The sequence below is a fragment of the Pseudalkalibacillus decolorationis genome (genome assembly GCF_024609785.1).
Classification (GTDB): domain Bacteria; phylum Bacillota; class Bacilli; order Bacillales; family Fictibacillaceae; genus Pseudalkalibacillus; species Pseudalkalibacillus decolorationis.
Genome location: NZ_JANHJQ010000003.1, coordinates 205,359 through 229,008 on the forward strand (window position 1 = coordinate 205,359; position 23,650 = coordinate 229,008).

Consider the following 23,650-nt stretch of genomic DNA (forward strand, 5'->3'; position numbering starts at 1 on the left):
ATATTATAAAAATTTAATCTATTAAGCTGTATGCATAAAGTGGGAAACATTCTTGATCGTTTCTTTCTCACTATTTGCAAAATTCCTTTTATACGTTAAGAAAGTACTTTTATACTTTCTTAACGTATAAAAAAGACGGGAGGGAACCCGTCTTTTTTACCTCAGCTCTTTAATTTTTAAACAAAAACGTAAAATAAACAGATTCTCTGGATCATCGAGCTCCATATTAATGAGTTCTTTGATTTTTTGGAGCCGATATGTCATTGTTCGTCGATGAATAAACAACTTCTCAGCAGTTCGTGATACATTACCATTTTCATTTAAGAATGCAATTAAAGTTTCTAATAACTGTCCATCGGTGCTTGCTAGCGGTTGCAGAACCTCTTCCGTATATTTAACAGCAAACGGATCGGTACTCAAGTTAATAAGTATTTCGTAAATTCCAAGCTTGTCATAAGCATAAACCTTTTCATCTGGCCGAACTTTCAGCCCTATTTCCATAATCTTTGTTGAAGATTTAATCTTATCATCAAAATCTTTTAAATCTTGGAAGGGTGGACTAATGGAAATATGCATATCTTCAATAGAAGAATCTAGTATTGTGGGCTGAAACACCTCTATTAATTGCGCTAACATATTCTGATTGTGGGGTAATGAATATTGAACGATTGCAAAAAAATGGTTGTTCTTTTCAAATATGATATTTTGTTCAAACGGGAGATCCTCTACAAGCTCTTTTATTTTTTTTCGAATTAAAATCTTACTGTCCATTAGGGTCGATGGCTGAAAAAATGGACCTTTGAGGTATTTTCTTGTGAAAAACAAGATTGTAAAAACCGAATTTGTATTCATGGAATTGTGATGATCCAAGAGAGATTCTAAAGTTGCTATATCTTTCATCCGCTCTTTTTGCAATTCCAACTGCTCATTCATTATGGTTTCAGAAAGTTTTCGAATCAAACTATCGATATCTTGAGATTCGATCTTATTAAATTTGGTCTGATTTTTATAAGGAAGATGGATGAAAGCGAAAATATTATTTTTAGAAATAAGAGGAACAATTAATCGATTTCTTTGATCTGAAAATTTTACTCGTTTAAGGGTATGACGTTGTAATTCGATACGCCATTCTTTTAACAACTCTTTATACCTTGGATGGATAGGATTTGATAGTAACAACTTTGTATTTCTCCATCCATCTGATGAAATTTTGTCAGTGCAGTAAAGCAACCGCCCTTCGCAATCCTCTACATAAACTTGAGATTCCAAGATCTTCGATAAGGTTTCAATTGCTTCGGAAACTGTAGCATAATCCTCTTTTATAAAAGCATGAAAAGGGTTTAATGAGTCTTTTGTAACTTTTTTCTTTTCTTCATATAGCTTTTCGTATAATGGAGTTAATACATTAATGTAAGATACATTTTTAGGGATCGAAATGATTGGGAAAGAATTGGCGTCTGCTAACTCGATCATTTCTTTTGGAATTTGTTTAACAAACCTACCTAACTTAATAACCATACCTGACGCATCTTTTTCTATGAGCGTCTTTAATATTTCAAATTGTTGTTTATAATCATCTTTAACAGAGTAAAAGGTCGTCATCATTAGAATTCCTTCTGTAATCCAACTACCTACTTCTGGAACTTCCATAACTTCAATTGACACAATCTCTCTTGTAATTCCTTTTCTACCAGCAATGACTGTACCAGTTGAGAGTTCACCAATAGTTAAAGCATCTGCGATCCTCATCATACTGCCCCTTTCAAAATATTGAACCTAGAATAGCATAAAATGCCTGATACCATCTTAAACCTCCAATCCAACAAATTAACTACAATTAAAAAATGCACACCTTACTTAAATAAAAATGGATTTGACCTTTATTATACGTTGAAGATAGATATTATCCTTGCACGTTAAGAAAGTATAAAAATACTTTCTATTCTAGAAGTATAATCAACAAGGAAAATCGTATACTGATGGACTTGTTGAATTGATGCAAATAAAACTGTTGAAAATTCAGAAAAAATAAAATATAATTTACCTAACTAAATTAGTTAGGTGGATGAAACGATGACAAAAAGTAAAATCTTAGATGTTGCTTGCAAACAATTAGCAGAGAAAGGGTATGAACGTACTACTCTTTCTAGCATTGCTAAAGAAGTTGGTATAAAAACACCGTCTATTTATGCGTTTTTCAAGAGTAAAGAAGATTTGTTTATGGCTGTTTATAAAGACTTGTTGGAGCATCATTTTTGCTACATTCAACAGTCACTTGGCCAAATGAAAAATGGAACTGTAAAAGAAATGCTTTATCAAATATTAAAAGATGTTTGTGATTATCATTTAAGTCAACTTGAGAAAACAGCTTCATATACCAGACTTGCCTTTTTCCTTCCTCTTAATTTAAACGAAGAAGTAAAAAGAATTTTTAACGATATGGAAGAGTTTCATTATGAGATTCTATTAGACATCTTTTCTAAAGGAATTGAACAAGGAATACTCAAAGACCAACCAAGGGATGATTTGATTGCTTCGTTTCTTTGTTTAATGGACGGAATCTTTTTGGAGTTGTTCTATTACCAAGAAGACAAATTCCAAAGGCGCTTTGAGCAAATATGGAACATTTATTGGAATGGTATATGTAATGAATGACTGAGATAGAAAGTGGGTTTTTCGAAATAAAAATATATTCAAGGGGGTTATTTTAATGGAGGATGGCACGAAGGTATTAGATTATGAACGAGAAGCAGTGCCGAAACATTTACGTCGAACGTGGTTTTCTATGTTCTCTGTATTAGTGGCTATCGGAGTCGATTTATCTTCTGTTTTATTAGGCGCTGTATTAGCAAATGGAATGGCCTTAAATCAAGCAATTTTATCGGTGTGTGTTGGATCTTTTCTTTTAGCTATTTTATGTACTATTTGTGCAATCGTTGGTGCTTCAACCAACTTGTCCACTTCGATGATAACAAAGTATGTATTTGGAAAATATGGTGCACTGGCATTTTCCATTGTTATCGGCATTTCTTTACTAGGATGGTTTGGTGTCCAAGTAGGATTTTTTGCGGACAACGCCCACACTGTTTTACGAGAAGCATTTGGCATGTCAATAAATGTAAAGGTGCTATCCCTTATTGGTGGTATTTTGATGATGACAACAGCTATTTACGGGTTCCGTGCAATTGAAAAGTTAAGCGTGTGGTCCGTACCGTTTTTATTGGGATTAATGCTACTTACCCTATTTTTAACCCTGAAAAATTACTCATTACCTTCTGAAATACAAAATGCAGGGGCTTTTACATTTGGTAGTGCAATTTCACTTGTTATCAGTATTTTTATTGTAGGTGCAACTATTTCACCAGATATTTCCCGATGGGCAAAAAGTAGAAGGGATGCCATTATTTCTACATTTTTCGGTATTTTCATAGGTAACAGCTTTATGATCATCGTAGCTATTCTATTGTCAAAGTCAATGGGTACCGATGATATGATGCGTATTTTTATTACATTAGGGATGGCTATACCAGGAGTTTTAGTATTAACACTGGCACAGTGGACAACGAATACAAGTAATTTATACTCTTCCTCTCTAGGATTTTCATTGATTTTTACTAAAGTTTCTAAAAAGTGGTTAACCGTTATATTAGGAATTGTAGCAACCACTCTAGCGGTTCTAGGTATTTATGATCAATTTATTTCATTTTTAAATATACTAGCAGTTGTTATTGCCCCTATTGGCGGTATTTATGTTTCTGAATACTTTTTTGTTAAAACAGAGTTTAAACGGTATGAGAATCAGCTAGAGGCAAGGAAAATCGTTACCCGTTCCATTATCGCTTGGATAATAGGGATAATCATCACTTATATGACAACAACACAGCCCACTGGATTAGAACTATTTTCTCTGACAACCATTCCTTCACTAGATGGTTTTCTGATTGGTCTCGTCGTACAAGCTACCTTAGGGAAATTATTTAATCAAAAGGTTTTCATTCAACAAATAGACATCAAAAAGTAAACAGGAAAAGAGGGAATAGGAAATGAGGTACATTGATATAGAGGCGATTGAAAAAATAGCATTAGGAGCTGCTGTTCTAGGTACGGGGGGAGGTGGAGATCCTTATATCGGAAAATTAATGGCAAAAGAAGCAATTCGTAAATATGGGGATGTTGCGTTACTCTCTTTAGAAGACTTAAGGGATGATCAGCTAGTGGTACCTGTATCTGGAATGGGTGCACCAACGGTTACGATTGAGAAGGTACCATCAGAAATTGAAGTCACTGCACCACTTGAGAAGTTAGAAGAGGTATTAGGGCGAAAGGTTGACGTAGTTATGCCAATTGAAATAGGGGGAATTAACTCTCTGTTCCCAATTATTGCAGCTGCTAAAAAGAGTCTTCCTATTCTGGATGCAGATGCGATGGGGCGTGCTTTTCCAGAAGCGCAAATGGTTACTTTTCATCTGGATGGTTTAGAACCATCACCTGTTACAATGGCTGACGAAAAAGGGAATTCTGTCGTCTTATATCCTCGGGATGGAGTTTGGTCCGAAAGACTAGCACGTGTCATCACAATAGAAATGGGGGGAAGCGCATCAGTCTGTGATTATAGCCTATTAGGAAAAGAGGTAAAGAATAGTGTTATTCCAAATACCCTTACATTAGCTGAAAAAATCGGGGGGTATCTACTTGATAATAAAGGTAAAGAACAGCAAGGTATTAAAAAAATGCTAGAGGAGTTAAACGGATATCAGTTGTTTGAAGCCAAAATTGTCGACATTGAACGTAGATTAATTGGAGGCTTTACGCGGGGAAGTGCAAATTTTGAAGGTATACGTCATGAACAAGGGAGAACCTTTACCATCTATTTTCAAAATGAGCATCTGGTAGCAAAAGAAGGAGAGCATTTATTATGTTCGACACCAGATTTAATTGCTGTATTAGATGCAGAGACTGGTTTTCCCATTACAACAGAGCGGATGAAATATGGAGCTCGTGTAGTGGCTGTCGCTTTTCCGTGTCATGAAAAATGGAGGACACAAAAAGGTATTGAAACAGCCGGTCCTCGTTATTTTGGATATGACTTTAACTATCAGCCAGTGGAAGAGTTACAGAAGGAGAGAAAATAATGTATCGCTTAGGGGTGGATGTAGGAGGAACGAATACGGATGCAGCTTTAATAGATGCACATTTAAAGGTTGTTCACACGGTAAAAGTACCAACTACAAAAGACGTGGAACGTGGAATAATAGAAGCAATTGCAAATGTGGTACAAGAAAGCAAGATTGATAGTAGTGCCATTAAATATGCCATGCTTGGAACCACACATTGTACGAATGCCATTGTCGAACGTAAACGCTTGGATAAAGTAGGGGTTATACGAATTGGAAGACCAGCTACAACAGCGATACCCCCATTTACGGATTGGCCACAAGACTTAAGAGAAAAAATTGAAGTGGCATCGATTATTGTAGAAGGTGGGTACGAATTTGATGGGCGCTTGATTTCTGAGTTAAATAGAGAAGAAGTGTCTAAGTTTTGTAGAGAAATAAGTGAGAATGTTGAAAGTATCGCTATCTCAGGCGTATTTTCCCCAGTAAATAACTGTCAAGAGGACACCGTTGCTGCCTGGGTAAGAGAGGAGCTTGGAGATATTCCCATTTCCCTTTCTAATGCGATTGGTAGTATCGGCTTACTTGAACGTGAAAATGCAACAATATTAAACGCAGCTTTGATGACAACAGGTCAAACCGTCATTAATGGGTTCTCTAAGGCATTAAATAGTCTCAATATTGAAGCTGAAATGTTTTTCAGCCAAAACGACGGGACTTTAATGAATGCAGCATATGCACAACGTTATCCTATACTTACCATGGGGTGTGGCCCGACAAACTCCATTCGAGGTTCAGCTCATTTAACAGGGCTAAATGATGCTATTGTCCTAGATGTTGGAGGAACAACAAGTGACATTGGAGTACTGACAAAAGGGTTTCCCAGACAGTCTTCTTTAGCGGTTACCATTGGAGGAGTGAATACTAATTTCAGAATGCCTGATATATTATCCATTGGGCTAGGAGGTGGAACTCAAGTCTTTGAGAGAAGTGGAAATATTACGGTCGGACCAACGAGTGTAGGCTATGAAATCACGAGAAAGGCACTTCTTTTCGGTGGAGATGTTCTAACCACTTCGGATATTGTGACGCGTTTAGGACAAGCCTTTGAAGATAAAGCGATTCAGGTAGAACATCTATCAATTGAGTTTTGTAAAAAAGTATATGAGAAAATGACAGGAATGTTAGAAGATGCTATTGATCAAATGAAAACGAGCTCTAAAGAAGTACCACTTATTTTATCAGGTGGGGGAAGCATCATTGTTTCCAATTCTTTAAAAGGGGTATCTGAAGTCATTATGCCAGAACACTACGGTGCGGCAAATGCTATAGGAGCTGCACTTGGTCAAGTGAGTGGGGATGTAGAAAGAATTTATAGTTTAGATCAAATGAATCGAGAAGAAGCGATAACAGATGCAAGGGAACTAGCATCTGATGAAGCAATAAAAGCAGGTGCCGATGAAAAAACGATTTCCATTGTTTCCATTGAAGACATCCCTCTCGCATACTTACCCGGCAATGCGTTATTTATTCGTGTGAAGGCGGTAGGAGATTTACAGTATTCTCATAAATCTGTTATTCAGTAGTGCAAAGGACCATCTAAGTTTACAACTATAAAGTCAAATTGATTACTATTTCTTTAATTATAACGATCAATCTGTCCTCAATGTCGATATATAATCGGTATTGAGGGCTATTTCGTTAATCACACGTTAGATTAAGCTGGGAGTGCAGTCTATTGGCAAAATAAAAAATTGGATAACAACTCCGGAGTTTTGGTGCAATATAAATAATTATGGAGATATTATCCGCCATTTTATAAAAAATAAAATAAAATATTCATATTTCAGAAAATTTGTGTTATTATGACATTAGAAGAAGAGGAGGTACCAATGAGCGTTAATTTAGAAGAGACGGTTTTCTACAGTTATGAGTTAAACAGGGAACAAAAAATATTCTTTCTGTACGATAAAACGATCGGAGTAAAGAATATGGATTGTAATTTGTTGTTTGTACAGGATGGTGAAGATTACCTGGAGTTAGGTAATCTAAAGGAACAGTTTGAAGATCTCTTAAAAATAGACAGGGAACTGTTCGAAAAGATTGTAATGATCCTTGTACCCCCAGGAACCTCACATGAGCGTTATCAGTTTTATCATTCTGAAGGAGAGCGACACCATGATTACCAACGTTTTTTCTCTAAAGAATTACTTCCAAAAGCACAAGAATTTTTTGAACAAAACGGAAAACGCTTACAACGAAAGGGTATGCTTGGAGATTCGCTCGGTGCCTCTGTCAGTCTATCGATAGCACTTCAATATCCGTTACAGTGGACACATATACTGCTTCAATCAGCAGCTGTTACAGAAACCTTAATCAAACAAGTCAAAGAGAAAGATCTTTCAAGTTGGCACGTCTATCAGGTATATGGCAAGCATGAAGATGGATTTCAGTCTCAAATCAGTAAAAAGACGCTCAACATTACATCGAGTAACCGAAAATTAGCAGACGCATTTCTAAATGCAAAAGCGAACCTTACATATTTTGAAGAAGATGAGCGTCATTTATGGAGCTTTTGGAAAAGGGACTTAAAAAGGGCATTGACTTATTTCGCTGAGAAATAAGTTTATAGCATAAATTTCAAGAGGGGGATATTTATGAAAAGGTATTCGTTACTTTTATCTCTGATGCTGGTTATGACTCTCTTAATTTCAGCATGCAGTAGCGAAAGCGATACTGAGACGAAAGATGGGCCGGTAGAAATCGAATTTTGGACAATGCAGCTTTCACCTACATTTGATGATTATATCAATGGTGTCATAGCTGACTTTGAAGAACAAAATCCAAATATCAAAGTAAAATGGGTGGACATTCCATGGGCGGACATGGAGAAGAAAATTTTAGCGGCGGTTGCATCTGAAACTGCTCCGGATGTCGCTAATCTAAACCCACAGTTTGCGTCAAAATTAGCTGAATTAGATGCGCTTGTAGACATGGATAAGATGGTTGATGAAGAGACGAAGAATAAGTATTTTGAAGGGGTTTGGAATTCAAATACCTTTGACGGGAAGACATTTGGTATCCCATGGTACCTCTCTTCTCAAGTGACGATGTATAACACAGACATTTTTAAAGCAGCAGGACTTGATCCTGAAAACCCGCCAAAAACGTTCGATGAATTGAAAGAGGTCGCTAAAACCATTAAAGAAGAAACCGGGAAGTATGCATTCTATCCACCACTTGATGCTAGTCATTTACTAGAAACCCTTGTGATGATGGATGTGAAACTAACAAATGAGGATATGACAAAAGCAGCATTCAATACACCTGAAGGCGTTGAAGCATTTAAATTTTTTGTGGATCTTTATCAAAATGACCTGATCCCGCGTGAAGTGTTAACGGAAGGACACGGAAAAGCGATTGATATGTATCAGGCAGGACAGATTGCAATCTTAGCCTCGGGTCCTCAATTTTTAGAGAAAGTAAAGGAAAATGCCCCTGATATTTTGGAAGCAACAAAATCAAGCGAGCAAATTACAGGGTCATCTGGCAAGAAAAATACATCAGCGATGAATCTTGTTGTTCCGGAGCAAAGCAAATATAAGGAAGAAGCTGTCAAGTTTTCTCTCTTCATTACCAATGCTGAAAACCAAGTTGAGTTTGATAAGATCGTTCCAATTCTTCCTTCTATTGAAAGTGCATTAGATGATCCGTACTTTAAGGAGTTGCCTGAAAACCCAACTCCAATTGATGAAGCACGAATTGTTTCTGCCAGTCAGTTGAAAGAAAGTGAAGTACTTGTTCCTCCAATGGAAAATTATGAAGATTTAAAGACATCCATAAATCAAGCTTTACATGCCGCGATGCTTGGAAAAATGAGCCCGGAAGAGGCGGTAGAACAAGCAGAGGGTAAATGGAACGAGATTTTATCCAAGTAGATAAAGGATTAAGGGGGTGATTCCTGCCCCTTCTTCTTTTTCAATAGAAAATAAAGTATAAAGTTTAGTTCACAGATGTAATGTCTAGTTTCAGCGCCCAGATGTTCGAGGTCGCTTCGATTCTTCCACAAACACAAAAAGGGTGTTGTGTTACAGAATCTCCAGCGCTTGCACTTACAAGCATAAGTGCAACTAGGGTAACTGCCTTCTCAAAGCTTGGCGTTTACCAAGTTTTCTTTATCACACCTGAACAGGGCGCTTGCACTTTTAGTATAGTAATTTCTCGAGATTTAATAGAGTGGTGGTGTATAGCGATGGAATCACTGAACATATTGGAACAACTAGAACGAGGATTGATTGTCTCCTGCCAGGCACTGAAGGATGAACCGCTGTATGGTCCAGAGGTAATGGCGAAGATGGCTAAAGCAGCTGAAGTTGGCGGGGCAGTTGGCATCAGGGCAAATGGGGCTGACGATATCAAGGCAATTAAGAAGCTGATAACACTCCCTATTATAGGATTAGTAAAGAAAATGTATGAAGAAAGCGACATATACATTACTCCGACACTTAACGAAGTCGATGAACTGATAAATGCTGGAGTCGGGATCATAGCCATTGACGGTACGACAAGAAAACGCCCGAATGGACAGTCAATAGAGGAATTAATTGATCATATCCACAACAACGGGATCGGTATTATGGCTGATATTTCAACCTATGAGGAAGGGATAAGAGCAGCCGCATTAGGGGTGGATTGTGTATCAACGACATTATCAGGCTATACTTCCTATTCTCCATCACTTAAAGGGCCAGACTTTAATCTGGTAGAACGGTTATCAAAGCGACTTTCCATTCCTGTTTTTGCAGAGGGGCGATACAACTCCCCAGAAGAAGCTCGAAAGGCTCTTCAGATTGGAGCTCATAGTGTAGTAGTTGGTTCAGCAATCACAAGGCCTCAGGAAATCACAAAGAAATATACCAATTTGTTAAAGAAGGAAGGGCAGCCACATGACGGTCAAACAAGCAAATCGGACAGGGAATATAAAAGGGTTGATTAACAGCTACTTCCCATCACTTACAAAATCAGAACAAAAAGTGGCAGATATCGTGTTAAACCAACTTGAAAAAGTGATTTATTATTCTGTAACGGATCTTGCGGATGCAGCAGAAGTTGGAGAAACAACGGTGTTACGTTTTTGTCGAAAAATCGGCTTGAAGGGGTACCAGGAATTCAAGCTTACGATCGCAAAGGATTTGGCAAATGGCTTAGGAGAAGAAACAGGCCAGGGTGTGAAAGCGGGTCTTATTCCGACTATTTCCACTGATATGATAAACGCAATTCAAGAAACCGTATCAATGAATAGTGAAGAAGCGATCGAAAAGGCGATTGAAATGATCGATACCGCAGCTTCTGTTCATTTTATCGGTGTCGGGACGTCAGGACTGACAGCACTAGATGCTAAGAATCGGTTTCTTCGGATCGGACGTAGGGTAGATGCCGTAATTGATCCCCATCTTCAGGCAATGACTGCTGCAACACTGACAAAAGATGATGTTATCGTCGGGATAAGTGTATCAGGAAGTACAAAAGACACGATCGATACCTTGAAAATCGCTAAGGAAAACGGAGCAAAGACAATTGCAGTCACTTATTATGCAAGGTCACCGATTACCAAGCTTGCTGACGCAGTTTTGATAAACGGTGGGAAGGAATCTCCACTTGAAGGTAGTTCGCTTGCAGCCAAAATTTCACAGCTGTTTGTCATTGACCTATTGTGCACGGGTCTAGCACTGAAACACAAAAATTCGTCAATAGAAATGAAAGAAAAGACGGCACAGGCGGTTGTAAATAAGATTTACTAAAAAGTGGTGGATAAGATGAAAGCAATTGGAATAGATATCGGAGGAACTACAGTCAAAGGGTCTCTTATAGATGACTATAGAAACATTCATAAACAGGTTTCTATACCTACCGCTATCTCAGAAGGTAGAGAGGGGATTCTTTCTTCATTGACCCGTACGATCGACCAGGTGCTTGAAGGGGAAGTGGGAATTTCCGGGATCGGCATAGGTACAGCAGGTAGAGTGAATGTGAAAAGTGGCGAGGTCGTTTATAGTACCGATAATCTCCCTGGGTGGCAGGGGATTAATCTAAGGGATTTTATAACAAATACATATTCGCTCCCAGTTGTAGTTGATAATGATGCGAATGCGGCGCTCGTTGGTGAATTATGGAGCATGGGTAAACCGTACAAATCCATTACGATGCTGACACTTGGCACAGGAGTTGGTGGTGCAAATAAGATAGACGGAGAAATCGTACGTGGCCACAATTGGAATGGTGGAGAATGGGGCCATGTGATCCTTTATCCGAATGGAAGAGACTGCAACTGCGGGAAAAAGGGATGTATCGAGCAGTATCTTTCTGGAAAAGCATTATTAAGAATCGCGAATGAACAATCCAATCATAGTATTTTTGAAAATGGGGATGAAATATTCGAGGCTTTCGTAAAAGGTGACAAGGAAATTAAACCGGTAGTTGATGTTTATCTGAATGATTTAGTTCTCGTCCTTTATAATCTTTCCATCGGTCTTGACTCTGAAGCGGTCATTATCGGTGGAGGGGTCATTGACTCGCAAGATAAGTGGTGGCACTTGTTAAAGCAAAAGCTTGCAGTGCAAGAGGTGCACATTGATGTTTTACCTGCCAGTCTTGGAAACAAAGCAGGGATGATTGGTGCTGTGAAGCTGCTATTCGATGTATTGCAGAAGGGAGAAGAAAAGGTGTGAAACGAAACGCTCTGACTCCATACATGTTTCTGTTACCTGGATGTGCAATTCTAGGTGCATTCATTTTCTATCCGTTGCTGCAGGCAATATGGCTAAGCTTTACGGATTACAACATGATTACACAACCAGAGTTCATCGGTACAGAAAACTATAATGAATTATTTAAAGATGACCTGTTCTGGAAAACATTGATCCAGACGATTATCTACTTAATTGGTGTAGTTCCTGCATTGATTATCTTACCTATTTTCCTTGCAATCCTAGTTAACCAAAAAATAAAAGGAATCGGATTTTTCCGTTCTGCTTACTACATACCTGTTGTCACCTCCTGGGTTGTAGTCGGGATTACGTGGGAATGGGTGTATGCAGAAAAAGGGGTCCTCAATTATTTGCTGGAAGTGATCGGGATCATCAATGGACCTGTTCACTGGCTCACTTCAGAACAGACGGCGCTGTTTTCTGTTATGGCAGTAACCATTTGGAAGGGCCTAGGTTATTACATGGTGATTTACCTTGCTGGATTGCAGTCGATTCCATCAAACCTTTATGAGGCGGCAGAAATTGATGGAGCTAGCAAATGGCAGCAAACGATTCGTATTACGATTCCGATGTTGATGCCGTCCATTATTATCGTGACCGTGATGTCTTCTATCGCTGCCATGAAAGTATTTGAAGAAATTTATATTATGACAGGCGGAGGTCCTTTAAACAGTTCAAAGACACTAGTGTTCTACATCTATCAAGAAGCATTTGAAAGCTTGAACATGGGATATGCGAGTGCAGCTGGTGTTGTGCTTTTCATCATTACACTAGTCTTTTCGATACTGAACTTGAAGTTGATGGGTAAGAAGGAGAATGTTGCATAGGGGGAATAAGAAATGGAAACTCCTGTCTATACGAAACGACAAACAGCCATTGCTGAAACTCGTCCAAAAACAAAACTGAAGACAAAGAGAACGGTTAAAAATATACTGGTTTATTTACTACTCATTATTGTTGCACTTGGCATGCTTGGTCCTTTTTTATGGCTTCTATCTACTGCACTGAAATCAGGACATGAAAACATATTCAGCTATCCACCTAAGTTCATCCCGGAAAGCCCTACACTTACTAACTTCGCAGATGCAATGAAGGCATTTCCTTTCTGGACTTATTTAATGAACAGTACAATCGTGGGATTTTTAACGGTATTACTGAATGTGCTGTTTTGTTCATTTGCAGCCTATCCACTAGCTAGAATGAAGTTTAAGGGGAAAAACATCATATTCATACTGATCATTAGTACGATGATGATCCCGTTCCAGCTTTTGATGATTCCGATTTATATTCTCTCTCTTGATCTTGGTCTGAAAAATACGTATGCGGGCTTGATTTTACCGCATGCGACGACCGCTTTCGGTATATTTTTAATGCGGCAGGCTTTTATTACGATTCCGTACGAACTTGATGAGTCAGCCCGGATGGATGGAGCGAATAGCTTTCAAATCTGGTGGAGAATTCTTCTACCGCTGGTGAAGCCATCGATGGTCACGCTAGCCATTTTCACTTTTGTGATGGCATGGGGAGATTTCTTGTGGCCGTTGATTATTTTAGATGACCAAAGCATGTATACACTTCCGCTCGGATTAAATGCATTAACCGGATTGTTTTCTGCAGATTGGCGCTTGATAGCTGCAGGTTCGATCATTTCAGTCCTGCCAATCATCATTTTCTTCCTAATCCTTCAACGTTACTTTATTAAAGGCGCGACCAGCGGGGCAGTAAAAGGCTAATAGAGAACTAAGAGAGTAGTAGACTGCAGGGCAATTATATTATGAAAGGACGGCGATAGGGGTGAATAGAAAAATAGCATTGCTTCCCGTCGATGCAAGACCGGTTACGAGAGACCTTCCTTGTCAACTAGCAGCTATAGGAGGGTGGGAGATCCTCGTTCCTGAATGTGAATATTTAGGTTTTTTGAAGGAGCCAGGCAATATCAAAGAGCTGCAGCAATGGCTCGAAAAAACGGTTGATGAAGTGGACGGGCTAGTAATCTCGATTGATATGCTCGGTTATGGAGGGCTTGTCCCGTCACGAATTTCAGATGCCTCTATTGATGAAGTCCGTTCGCGAATTCAGCTGATAAGTAAGTTAAAAGAAAAGAATCCGAATATGAAGATTATGTGTTTCAGCGCTACGATGCGGATTTCCAACTCTTATGTAAATGAAGAGGAGAAGGATTATTGGGACCGTTATGGTGTAGAACTGTGGACGTATTCTTACTATTCCCACCGTTATGCTAAGACGAAGGATCCGGCCTCCAAAAAGCTTGTTGAACGATTGAAGCCTGAGATTCCTGATTGGATATTGGAAGATTACAAGAATACTCGAGAACGAAACTTTGCTATTAATCGGACTTTGCTGGATGAGGTAGAAAGTGGTCTATTCGACACCTTGATTTTCCCTCAAGATGATACCTCTGAGTACGGGATGAACATTCAAGAACAGGAATTACTTTCGCAGGAGGTTCTTGCGCGTCAACTCTATGATAACGTTTTTATTTACCCTGGAGCGGATGAAGTTGCTAGTACTCTGGTTGCTAGAATGATTTATGATCTAGAAGACTTGCAGAAGCCGGTATTTCATCCGTTTTTCAGCGGTCAAAAAGGGGCATTATCACCGGCGATGTACGAAGACCGACCGATTGCTGAATCTGTTAAAGGGCAGGTCTATGCCTTTGGGTCTTTCACAATTGAAAGTTCGGTCGGAGCTGACATTTTACTCGCGGTGAACGTTCCAGGAAAGAAACAGGGGGACCTTGCTCTGCAAAAAGACCTCGATGAAGTAGATACAGCAGATCGAAACCTTGGAGAATGGCTATTAAAGGTCAAGCATTATCTTGGAACAGGAAAAATGGTAGCGATTGCAGATCTTGCCTATTCGAACGGAGCAGACCCTGCACTCATACCTAGATTGCTAGATTCAAGCATTTTTAAAAAATTGACGGGCTATGCCGGATGGAATACAGCGGGCAATTCACTTGGAACAGTCATTGCCCATGCAGCAATGGTTCATTTACATAAGAATTCTGTTAAATTGAACGAATCAGATTTTACTAGAAGACACTATGAACAGTTACTGTTACGACTTTTAGAAGACTATCTTTATCAAACCATAGTTCGCCCACAGGTGAGAGATCGTGTTAATGAACCGGATTTAGAGGAAGCCCAACTACTTGGGGAAGTTAAACAAACTTTTTTGAAAACAGCAAATGAACTAGACTTGGAAAATTTGTTCAGTGGCTTTGTTCCATCAATAACGAGCATTTTCCTTCCTTGGAATCGAACCTTTGAAATCGGATTAACGGTCCGGCTTGATGAAAGAAACAAAAATGAAAGTACTTGAATTCTCGCTTTCTAGTCGGACTCTAATTTTAAGGAGGTGGTCAAACAACGATCAGGATACTTGTGTCGCAATTGCCCGGACTTTTTCATTTGAATTAAACGGAGGGATTTGATGAAAAAAGCATTTGGTGTTCTATTGTCACTTGTTTTGCTTATTAGTTTGGCTATTCCTGCATTTGCAACAGGAGGAAATGACAACTCAAGACATCGTGTACTTCAAAACCTCGTAGAAGATGAAAACAAGAAAGCAAGAATTTTATGGTATGACCTTTCTGCAAATATTGAAAATCTCAATACGCGTGAAAAAGTCGAAAATATTGTAGGAAAAACAGCAAGAGCAAACATAGATACCATCATCCTAGATGTGAAAAATTATACTGGTTTTGTCGGTTATTCAAGTGAAATTGCCCCGCATATGAGCACATCTGAGATCCCTAAATACGACGGATTCCCTGAAGGATACGATTTGCTAAAAGAAGTTATTGAAGTCGCCCATGAGTATGGGATACAGGTTCATGCAAATGTCAACGTGTTTTCAGAAGGAAACACCGATTATCAGGATGGTCCTGCATATGAAAATCCTGAATGGCAATCAACTTTCTATCAAGCCTCACGTGTTGCGAAGACTGGTGATGGAGCAACCTTTGACATCACTGGTGTGAATACCACAAGAGGCTCGAACCAGCTTGTTATGTATACACCTGCAAAATATGATGCTTCTCCAGCAAATCAATGGGGGGCAGAAGTGCAGGTAACTGATGGAGTTGTCACAAAGGTGATAGATCGAACATACGGAGCACCTGCGGTAACCGTACCGGATAACGGTGTAGTACTTTCAGGTCATGGTGAAGCGAGAACGTGGATCTTAGAAAATGTTCATGAAGGTGACAAACTTGATTATTCCGCTTCAAAATCAGAGCTAGTCCCTGCATCAGAATATCCAAGTTTCTCTACATTTGTTAATCCGATTCGCGAAGATGTTCAAAATTATGAGCTGAGTATTATTGATGAGATTATTAGTAACTATGACGTAGATGGAATTGTTCTCGATCGTGCACGATATTCCAACGTCCACGCCGATTTTAGTGATCTTAGTCGTGAACAATTTGAAGAGTATGTCGGTGAAAGCGTAACAAACTGGCCAGAGGATATCTATACAATGGAATTTACAGAGCAAGGGGAAGAAATCATTCCAGGTAAGTATTATCAAAAGTGGATTGAATGGAGAGCGGGCAACATACAAGACTTCTTCAAAACGGCAGAAAACGTTGTCCATGAGAAGGATTCTTCACTATTCTTCAGCACGTATGTCGGTGCATGGTACCCACTATATTATAGTGAGGGAGTAAACTGGGCAAGTAAAACACATCAGCCAGATTTTGATTGGGCAAGTCCTGATTACGGCAAAACAGGATATGCTGAAGTGCTGGATTTCTTAATGACAGGTAACTATTTCCATGAAGTTACTCGAGAGGAAGCTGTAGAGGCTGGTAACCCTGATTGGTATAGTGTTGAAGGGTCAGCTGACATGGCGTTTGATGTTGTTAATGAAGCAACCTTCGTTTACGGAAGCCTTTATCTAAACCAATACAAGGGTGATCCTGAACAGTTCCGGAAAGGGTTAAGATCCGTAATGGACAGGACGCATGGAATCATGCTCTTTGACCTTGTTTACTTAGAACAGTTCGGTTGGTGGGACATCATTGAAGAGGAATTTGCAGAGGAATCTAAACCACCGCACCAAATTCCAGGACTGTTAAAGATGATAAGGGAAGACAAATAATATTCGGGAAGGTGCTGATCCATAAAGTGTTTGACTCACTTATATGGGTTAGCACCCTTAATTTATGGCCAAAGTTCAAGTTTAAGGTGCTGAGTACTGGATTTTAGAGGGGGGATTTTAAATCTAGAAGAATTAAGCCATTGGAAGGTATAATCTGGTTCCTAGAAGTGATACCAATTCAATATATCAGCGAAATCCTGTTTATACCGGCGAAATCCAAAATATATCAGCGAAATTTTGATGATATCGGCGAAATCCAAAATATATCAGCTAAATTTCGATTATATCAGCGAAATCCAAAATATATCAGCGAAAACTTCGATTATATCAGCGAAATCCAAAATATATCAGCGAAAACTTCGATTATATCAGCGAAAATTAAACGGTCCTCTTCGTTCATACATAAAGCGTGAAAGGAGTCGTGCCAATGACTAAAGAAATGAATGGTGAAATTATTATCATAGGTGGAGGGCTTGGAGGCAGTATGGCGGCCCTTTCTGCAGCTAAGCTAGGTAAAAAAGTCATCTTAACAGAAGAAACAGCACGAATCGGTGGACAATTAACGAGCCAGCTGGTCCCCCCAGACGAACATAAATGGATTGAACAATTCGGATGTACGAGAACCTATCGTGAATTCCGCAACCGTGTGAGAGCTTACTATCATCATAATTACCCACTGACTGCAAAGGCGAAGCAAATATCAAGGCTGAATCCAGGAAACGCGCTTGTCAGTAGGATTTCTCATGATCCCAGAGTCTCATTAGCAGTTTTACACGATATGCTGGCACCTTATTTTCACAGCGGTCGAATCACACTTCTTTTACAACATAAAGCAGAGGCTGCCGAGACAAACGGGGATGAAATTCTTGCTGTTACTGTCCGAAACCTTGAGACAAATAACCTAGTCACCATAAGTGGATCCATTTTTATTGATGCAACGGAGTGCGGTGATGTTCTTCCGTTAGCAGGGGCTGAATATGTGACAGGCGCAGAATCTGTTAATGATACTGGCGAACCTCATGTACTGTCGAGAGATTCTGAACCGATGGATATGCAGTCCATTACGCACTGTTTCGCAGTAGATTATATTGAGGGTGAAAACCACACAATTGAAAAACCTCAGCAATATAAGTTTTGGAAAAGCTATCAAGCTGATTTCCTCGAACATAAGCAGTTGAGTTGGTTTGGACCTGATGCGGCTACAGGAAAATCAAAATTGTTCACACTTTTTCCTCAGAAAGGGTTATTTTCGCTTTGGGAGTATAGAAGGGCCCTTGATAAAAGCCTATTTGAAGAAGGCTATGCTAATGGTGATCTTTCTTTAATTAACTGGCCTCAAAATGATTATTGGCTTGGCCCGATTTATGAGGTGAGTGAGGAAGAACGGCTGAAACATTTAAAAGGTGCACGGCAATTAAGCTTATCTTTGCTTTATTGGATGCAAACAGAAGCACCAAGAGAAGATGGTAAAACAGGTTTTCCTGGAATGCGGTTACGAAGAGATGTTGCAGGGACGGAAGACGGGCTTGCCATGTACCCGTACATTCGAGAGTCACGACGTATAAAAGCAGAAGTAAGGGTTAAAGAACAGGATATTTCAGCTGACACTCGAGTAAATAATGGCGTAAACAAAGTCAGGGATTCAGTGGGAATAGGATCTTATCACATTGACTTACATCCAACGGTTGTGACGAATCAACTATTTTACACACTTAGTCTGCCTTTCCAAATTCCGCTTGGTGCACTACTGCCAATACGAATGCACAATCTAATCGCAGGGAGCAAAAACATTGGTGCGACTCACATTACCAATGGGTGCTTCCGGGTCCATCCAGTTGAATGGAACATTGGGGAGTCTGCAGGTTATCTTGCGGCTTATGCTCATGAAAAAGGGATTGAACCTAGAGCAGTCAGGCAAAACGAAGAACAGCTTGATGAATTCCAATCTCTCCTTAAGAAACAAGGGATCGAGCTTGAATGGCCTCATAGTGTCTTAATTGAGTAAATCGAAAAATTTTATATAAGGGGTGTAGTAATTATGGATTTGTCTGTAAAAAAGAAAAGACGTCCGGTTTTCTGCTGCTTACTATCCTTATTTCTTGTTGTGTCTTCAGTCATTGGAGGTTCCGTTTCCTTAGCATCAACCGTCTCTGCACAAAATGACCCCCCAGAACTATCGATTTATCCTACCCCTCAGAATATTGAAGTTAATGGCTCAGGTTTCCCTTTATCCCCAGTTGTCGGAATTGTTGTAGCTGAACCAAATGACCAAACCGTTGTAGATGAGTTAAAAGAAACATTAGTATCAGCGGGTGTTAAAGAAATTAAGACATTTCAACCTTTTGAAAAGCCGACCACACCAGTTACGGTTTATATCGCGGACAACCCAGAAGCAGCCTTTATCACCAAACAACTGGGAACACTTGATACCGAATTAGACAACCCCCTTCCAAAAGAAGGATATGTACTAGCAGCGGGGCAAGGAAATGATGGAAAGAAGAAAATTATTCTTGCTGGTGCTGATTGGGATGGTACCTTTTACGGTGTGAAAACGTTGAAACAATTCGTTAAATCACATCCAGGACGAAATAGGATACCAGAAGTAGTCATAGAAGATTATCCTGAAATGCCGATTAGAGGGGTTATTGAAGGGTTTTATGGTGAACCATGGTCCCAAGCAGACCGGATTGATCAAATCAACTTTTATGCAGAAAATAAGATGAATACGTATGTGTATGCTCCGAAAGATGATCCTTACCATCGCGATCAATGGAGAGATCCTTATCCACCAGACAAGCTCGCTGAAATAGGGAAGTTAGTGGACGAAGCAAGAGAGAATCATATCGATTTTGTATTCACGATTTCTCCAGGGCTAGATATGTGTTATTCCGATGAGGGCGAGTTCGAGTTGCTTATGGATAAAGCTCAAGCGATGTGGGATTTAGGCGTGCGAGACTTTGCCATTCTTTTAGATGATATTTTCCAAGATATGAATTGTGAAGAAGACCGTGAAAAATTCGGATCTGCTCCTAGTCCATCAGCTTCCGCACAAGCGTATTTGTTGAACAAGTTTCAGAAGGAATTTATTGAAACACATGAAGGGGCAAACCGATTGATCACTGTTCCTACCGAATATTATCAGGACGGGACAAGCACGTATAGAGAACAGTTTGCTGACTTGGTAGATTCAGAGGTTCTCGTGTATTGGACAGGTATTGGGATTACAACTGAAACAATTACCAATGAAGATGCAGAAAAGATCTCAAACATATTTAAGCATGACCTTTTAATATGGGACAACTTTCCGGTTAATGATTTTGCGCGCGACAGACTTTTTTTGGGACCATTATCTGGCAGAGATGCTGAACTTACGGAGCATGGTGTTCGTGGCTTAACAGCAAACCCAATGGAATATGCACAAGCCTCTAAAATACCGTTATTTACAGTAGCGGATTACACTTGGAATCCCGAGGCATATGACCCTAAAAAGTCTTGGCAAGCGAGTATTAAAGACTTCGGAGGTTCATTTGCAGAAGAACTGACCACCTTTGCAGAAAATGCCTTGTCCTCACCTCTTCGTGAGGAAGAATCACCGACATTAAGTCCACTGATCAACTCGTTCTGGAGTGGGTATGAAAATGGAGAAGGGCAACTTGAGGCAGATCAACTATTAATGGAATTGAAAAAGCTTGAAGCTGCTGCGGATGTATTAGAGAAGGAATTCGATAATACGGATTTTTCAGAAGAGATGAACCCTTGGATCGATAAAATGAAGCATTACGGTGTGGCAGGTCAATTGGCCGTAGAAATGTTACTTGCACAACAGAGCGGTGATAAAGAAGTAACAGAGGGTTATCGATTGCAACTAGAAGAAGTACTGAACAATGATACGACAGATAGAACGTTTGAAGAACAGCAACAAGCTTCAAGGACACTTGATGGAGTTAATGCGCCAAGGGGCTGGGGTGAGCTTGTCATGTACACTTCTGAATTTGGAGAAAGGACTGGTACCAATCAATGGGGTTATGAGATAACCGTTGTTGATGGTAAAGTAACGGATTCAGGTGGAAACAATTCAGTGATCCCTGACAATGGATATGTATTAAGTGTCCATTCCGGTGGAGACGGTGACTGGCCCGCAAACAATTCAATCGTCGGAGCGAATGTATCAATAGAGGACGGTGTGGTTACGATTACGATTGATGAGGGCGTTTATGATGTGCCGAATAAGAAAACCTATGCATACCAGGTAATGGAGCCGTTTATCAATCAGGCATTAAAAACGAATGATCTTTGGCTTGGAGGGCGAGAAGAGGCAGGGCCTTTCTCTACCATAGATGCATATAGTACGTTCGCTCTTGGAAACATGACTGATGGAAATCTTAATACTCTATATTGGACAAAAGGGTCTCCAAAAAAAGGTGATTATATCGGGGTTGACTTAGGCGAGCTCCAAACTATCCGTTCAATAGAGCTTTATATGGCATCAGCGAGCGGACCTGTTCCAAGGCCTAATGATTATATTAAACATGGTGTTGTTGAAATCTCAAAGGACGGAAGCAACTGGGAGGTAATAGGCGAGTATCAGGATCAGGATGAAATTTCAATTGTATTGGATGAAGAGGAACAAGCAAGATTTGTTAGGTTTAAAGTGTTGAGCGACCAAACGGGTTGGGCACAGGTGAGGGAGTTTATTGTGGAATGAAATAATGAATATGAAAATCAATAACAGAGTACCAAGAGCCTGAATTCTATAATTGAATCAGGCTCTTTTTACATGATCAATCAAACGTTTGAATAAGGCGGCGAAACGATTGGGGCTCATAGGATGCAGCAGCTAAACAAAAATCTTAGGGCTGACATTGCCATAGAAATAAACAAGATGTTAAAAATACCTTACGACAAAGACAACTTAGAATTTGCAGATAACAGAATTTCAAGGTACTCTATGCAATTAGGAAAATGTGCAGTAACAGGGGAATTTTTGACTACCGATAAGGTGCATTGTCACCATAAGATACCCCACATATGGGGGAACAGATGAATTTAACAATCTTGTAATTGTACATAAAGATGTCCATAGACTAATCCACTCTACAAATGAAAAGACGATTGAACGATATATGAACAGTCTTCAATTAGATGGAAAACAATTGAAGAAGTTAAACAAATTTCGTAAAGTTAGTAATTTAATTGCTTTAGTTTAAAAGAATATGATGGAACGCCTAATGCGGTGAAAATCGCACGTTGGGTGTGGAGCAGGGGAAAAGATGGAGATTACCTCAAAGTCTTACCTATTGCTATTAAACTTACGAGCAGGTTAGATCAAGTGAAAATATTCACAAAGGAGCCTAGGCTACCGTTAAGTTGGCAGTTGCCCGATTTGGACGCATTAACGTACTGGTCAATAACCTAGGTAAACCTATGGTGGCTTCTTCGAGGAATAGATTATAATAAATAATTCATAATATTATTACGAGATTTTCCTATACATCTGATAAAGAATTTGAAAATTTCGCCTGAATTTCTTTTAAAAACATCTCAGCAGCAGCAGAAAAAGCCTGATGCTTTTTCCAAACAATATTTAAGTCAGATTCAAGTCTTGGCTCTAGCGGTCTAAAACAAAGGTTACTATCACTAGATGTATTCACTATTTTATCAAGGGTTATTGCATAACCAATGCCCTCTTCAACCATAATGGCAGCGTTATATGCAAGATTGTATGTAGTCACAACGTTTAATTTATCAAAATCTTCGCCAAACCAATCCGCAAATTCATTTTTAGAACATGTCTGTTTCATAGCCTGTCGTGAACAGATTAGCGGAACATTTAATAAATCTACTGCTTGAATGGTATTTTTTAAAGCAAGAGGACTGTCTTTCCTCATAACAATGCCCCAAACATCTTTGGCTGGGATCTTGATATAATTATATTTTGATAAATCAGCCGGTTGAATTAAAATAACAAAGTCAAGCAATCCCTTATCTAGTCTTTCAGTCACATCTTCTTCGTTTCCGCTGTAGAGGTGATACCGTATATTTGGATAACTTGACTGTAAATCTTTTACTACCCGTGCAACCTGTTTCATGGCGTCTGTTTCCCCGCCACCTATGTAAATATCGCCACTTATTGTTTCTTCCTTAGAACTAAATTCTGCCTCTACTTTATCGACCATATCAACGATTTCTTCTGCTCTCTTTCGTAGGAGCATCCCTTCATCTGTGAGAACGATACTGTGACTTCTGCGAATAAATAGCTTTTCCCCTAACTCTTGTTCTAGGTCTTTTAATTGTCTTGATAAGGTAGGCTGTGTAACATGCAAAAAATCAGCAGCACGCGTAATGCTTCCTTCTCTTGCAACAGTAAGAAAATATCGCAAAACTCTAAATTCCATATTTCACTCCTCCTTTATGCCTTAGTATATACGTTTAAGAAATGTCTTTCAAGCATATCTTGATATAAGATATAAGTATTAGTTATATAAAACGAAACACGCTAGAATGAATAACAAAGGAGGGAGGAAAGGAAAATTTTTTGTTGTTCATATACGCTCTGATTATTTAAATGAACAAAATTGCGAGCGTTAACCACGTTGAACCTTAGAATAAGGACATATTTTAAGATAGTCTAGAGAGTGGAAA

General features: G+C 39.3%; 17 protein-coding genes. 15 read left to right on the plus strand and 2 right to left on the minus strand.

The annotated features are described in order from the left end of the window. Positions 1-156: 156 nt before the first annotated feature. Positions 157-1,749, minus strand: coding sequence for a PucR family transcriptional regulator (locus NON16_RS04595; RefSeq protein ID WP_257347423.1), 1,593 nt, complete (start codon positions 1,747-1,749; stop codon positions 157-159). 324 nt (positions 1,750-2,073) lie between these two features. Between NON16_RS04595 and NON16_RS04600 the strand changes: the two genes are divergently transcribed. The 15 genes from NON16_RS04600 to NON16_RS04670 all read left to right on the plus strand — a co-directional run bounded on the left by NON16_RS04600 (position 2,074) and on the right by NON16_RS04670 (position 21,713). After that, positions 2,074-2,655 (plus strand): TetR/AcrR family transcriptional regulator, encoded by a 582-nt coding sequence (locus tag NON16_RS04600; protein ID WP_257347424.1) that lies wholly within the window; start codon positions 2,074-2,076, stop codon positions 2,653-2,655. A gap of 55 nt (positions 2,656-2,710) precedes the next feature. Beyond that, positions 2,711-4,021, plus strand: a complete 1,311-nt coding sequence (locus NON16_RS04605; RefSeq protein ID WP_257347425.1) for a cytosine permease — start codon at positions 2,711-2,713, stop codon at positions 4,019-4,021. 22 nt (positions 4,022-4,043) lie between these two features. Further along, complete coding sequence (locus tag NON16_RS04610; RefSeq protein WP_257347426.1) at positions 4,044-5,132, plus strand: S-methyl thiohydantoin desulfurase family protein; 1,089 nt, start codon at positions 4,044-4,046, stop codon at positions 5,130-5,132. Then, the gene (locus NON16_RS04615; protein ID WP_257347427.1) at positions 5,132-6,700 is read left to right on the plus strand and encodes a hydantoinase/oxoprolinase family protein; all 1,569 of its coding nucleotides are present in this window, start codon (positions 5,132-5,134) and stop codon (positions 6,698-6,700) included. Before NON16_RS04610 ends, NON16_RS04615 begins: the two co-directional genes overlap by 1 nt. Positions 6,701-7,006: 306 nt before the next feature. Beyond that, a complete protein-coding gene (locus tag NON16_RS04620) occupies positions 7,007-7,738 on the plus strand; it encodes an alpha/beta hydrolase (RefSeq protein WP_257347428.1) in 732 nt (243 codons plus the stop codon). Positions 7,739-7,771: 33 nt separating this feature from the next. Beyond that, positions 7,772-9,052: an ABC transporter substrate-binding protein gene (locus NON16_RS04625; RefSeq protein ID WP_257347429.1), complete on the plus strand. Its 1,281-nt coding sequence runs from the start codon at positions 7,772-7,774 to the stop codon at positions 9,050-9,052. A gap of 314 nt (positions 9,053-9,366) precedes the next feature. Continuing rightward, positions 9,367-10,110: an N-acetylmannosamine-6-phosphate 2-epimerase gene (locus NON16_RS04630; protein WP_257347430.1), complete on the plus strand. Its 744-nt coding sequence runs from the start codon at positions 9,367-9,369 to the stop codon at positions 10,108-10,110. Further along, complete coding sequence (locus NON16_RS04635) at positions 10,061-10,915, plus strand: MurR/RpiR family transcriptional regulator (protein ID WP_257347431.1); 855 nt, start codon at positions 10,061-10,063, stop codon at positions 10,913-10,915. Before NON16_RS04630 ends, NON16_RS04635 begins: the two co-directional genes overlap by 50 nt. Before the next feature lie 15 nt (positions 10,916-10,930). Next, a complete protein-coding gene (locus NON16_RS04640) occupies positions 10,931-11,842 on the plus strand; it encodes an ROK family protein (RefSeq protein ID WP_257347432.1) in 912 nt (303 codons plus the stop codon). Further along, positions 11,839-12,708: a carbohydrate ABC transporter permease gene (locus NON16_RS04645; RefSeq protein ID WP_257347433.1), complete on the plus strand. Its 870-nt coding sequence runs from the start codon at positions 11,839-11,841 to the stop codon at positions 12,706-12,708. The genes NON16_RS04640 and NON16_RS04645 overlap by 4 nt, the downstream gene beginning before the upstream one ends. 12 nt (positions 12,709-12,720) lie before the next feature. After that, on the plus strand, positions 12,721-13,614 hold the full coding sequence (locus tag NON16_RS04650) for a carbohydrate ABC transporter permease (RefSeq protein WP_257347434.1): 894 nt from the start codon (positions 12,721-12,723) through the stop codon (positions 13,612-13,614). A gap of 61 nt (positions 13,615-13,675) precedes the next feature. Further along, a complete protein-coding gene (locus tag NON16_RS04655; protein ID WP_257347435.1) occupies positions 13,676-15,226 on the plus strand; it encodes a DUF4127 family protein in 1,551 nt (516 codons plus the stop codon). A gap of 111 nt (positions 15,227-15,337) precedes the next feature. Beyond that, positions 15,338-17,008 carry an alpha amylase family protein gene (locus NON16_RS04660; protein WP_257347436.1) on the plus strand — a complete coding sequence of 557 codons (1,671 nt, stop codon included), beginning with the start codon at positions 15,338-15,340 and terminating at the stop codon, positions 17,006-17,008. Positions 17,009-17,435: 427 nt separating this feature from the next. Further along, a complete protein-coding gene (locus NON16_RS04665) occupies positions 17,436-19,013 on the plus strand; it encodes an FAD-dependent oxidoreductase (protein WP_257347437.1) in 1,578 nt (525 codons plus the stop codon). A gap of 33 nt (positions 19,014-19,046) precedes the next feature. Next, entirely contained in the window at positions 19,047-21,713 is a 2,667-nt protein-coding gene (locus tag NON16_RS04670) for a glycoside hydrolase family 84 protein (protein ID WP_257347438.1), read from the plus strand. A 781-nt stretch (positions 21,714-22,494) separates the two neighbouring features. Here the strand turns inward: NON16_RS04670 and NON16_RS04675 are convergent. After that, the gene (locus NON16_RS04675; protein WP_257347439.1) at positions 22,495-23,403 is read right to left on the minus strand and encodes a LysR family transcriptional regulator; all 909 of its coding nucleotides are present in this window, start codon (positions 23,401-23,403) and stop codon (positions 22,495-22,497) included. Positions 23,404-23,650: the final 247 nt, after the last annotated feature.

Coding starts and splice junctions, on each gene's coding strand:
- NON16_RS04635 (WP_257347431.1), top strand. CDS start 10,061: ATGACGGTCAAACAAGCAAATCGGACAGGGAATATAAAAGGGTTGATT.
- NON16_RS04595 (WP_257347423.1), bottom strand. CDS start 1,749: ATGAGGATCGCAGATGCTTTAACTATTGGTGAACTCTCAACTGGTACA.
- NON16_RS04650 (WP_257347434.1), top strand. CDS start 12,721: ATGGAAACTCCTGTCTATACGAAACGACAAACAGCCATTGCTGAAACT.
- NON16_RS04660 (WP_257347436.1), top strand. CDS start 15,338: ATGAAAAAAGCATTTGGTGTTCTATTGTCACTTGTTTTGCTTATTAGT.
- NON16_RS04640 (WP_257347432.1), top strand. CDS start 10,931: ATGAAAGCAATTGGAATAGATATCGGAGGAACTACAGTCAAAGGGTCT.
- NON16_RS04610 (WP_257347426.1), top strand. CDS start 4,044: ATGAGGTACATTGATATAGAGGCGATTGAAAAAATAGCATTAGGAGCT.
- NON16_RS04615 (WP_257347427.1), top strand. CDS start 5,132: ATGTATCGCTTAGGGGTGGATGTAGGAGGAACGAATACGGATGCAGCT.
- NON16_RS04600 (WP_257347424.1), top strand. CDS start 2,074: ATGACAAAAAGTAAAATCTTAGATGTTGCTTGCAAACAATTAGCAGAG.
- NON16_RS04670 (WP_257347438.1), top strand. CDS start 19,047: ATGGATTTGTCTGTAAAAAAGAAAAGACGTCCGGTTTTCTGCTGCTTA.
- NON16_RS04625 (WP_257347429.1), top strand. CDS start 7,772: ATGAAAAGGTATTCGTTACTTTTATCTCTGATGCTGGTTATGACTCTC.
- NON16_RS04630 (WP_257347430.1), top strand. CDS start 9,367: ATGGAATCACTGAACATATTGGAACAACTAGAACGAGGATTGATTGTC.
- NON16_RS04665 (WP_257347437.1), top strand. CDS start 17,436: ATGACTAAAGAAATGAATGGTGAAATTATTATCATAGGTGGAGGGCTT.
- NON16_RS04620 (WP_257347428.1), top strand. CDS start 7,007: ATGAGCGTTAATTTAGAAGAGACGGTTTTCTACAGTTATGAGTTAAAC.
- NON16_RS04675 (WP_257347439.1), bottom strand. CDS start 23,403: ATGGAATTTAGAGTTTTGCGATATTTTCTTACTGTTGCAAGAGAAGGA.
- NON16_RS04605 (WP_257347425.1), top strand. CDS start 2,711: ATGGAGGATGGCACGAAGGTATTAGATTATGAACGAGAAGCAGTGCCG.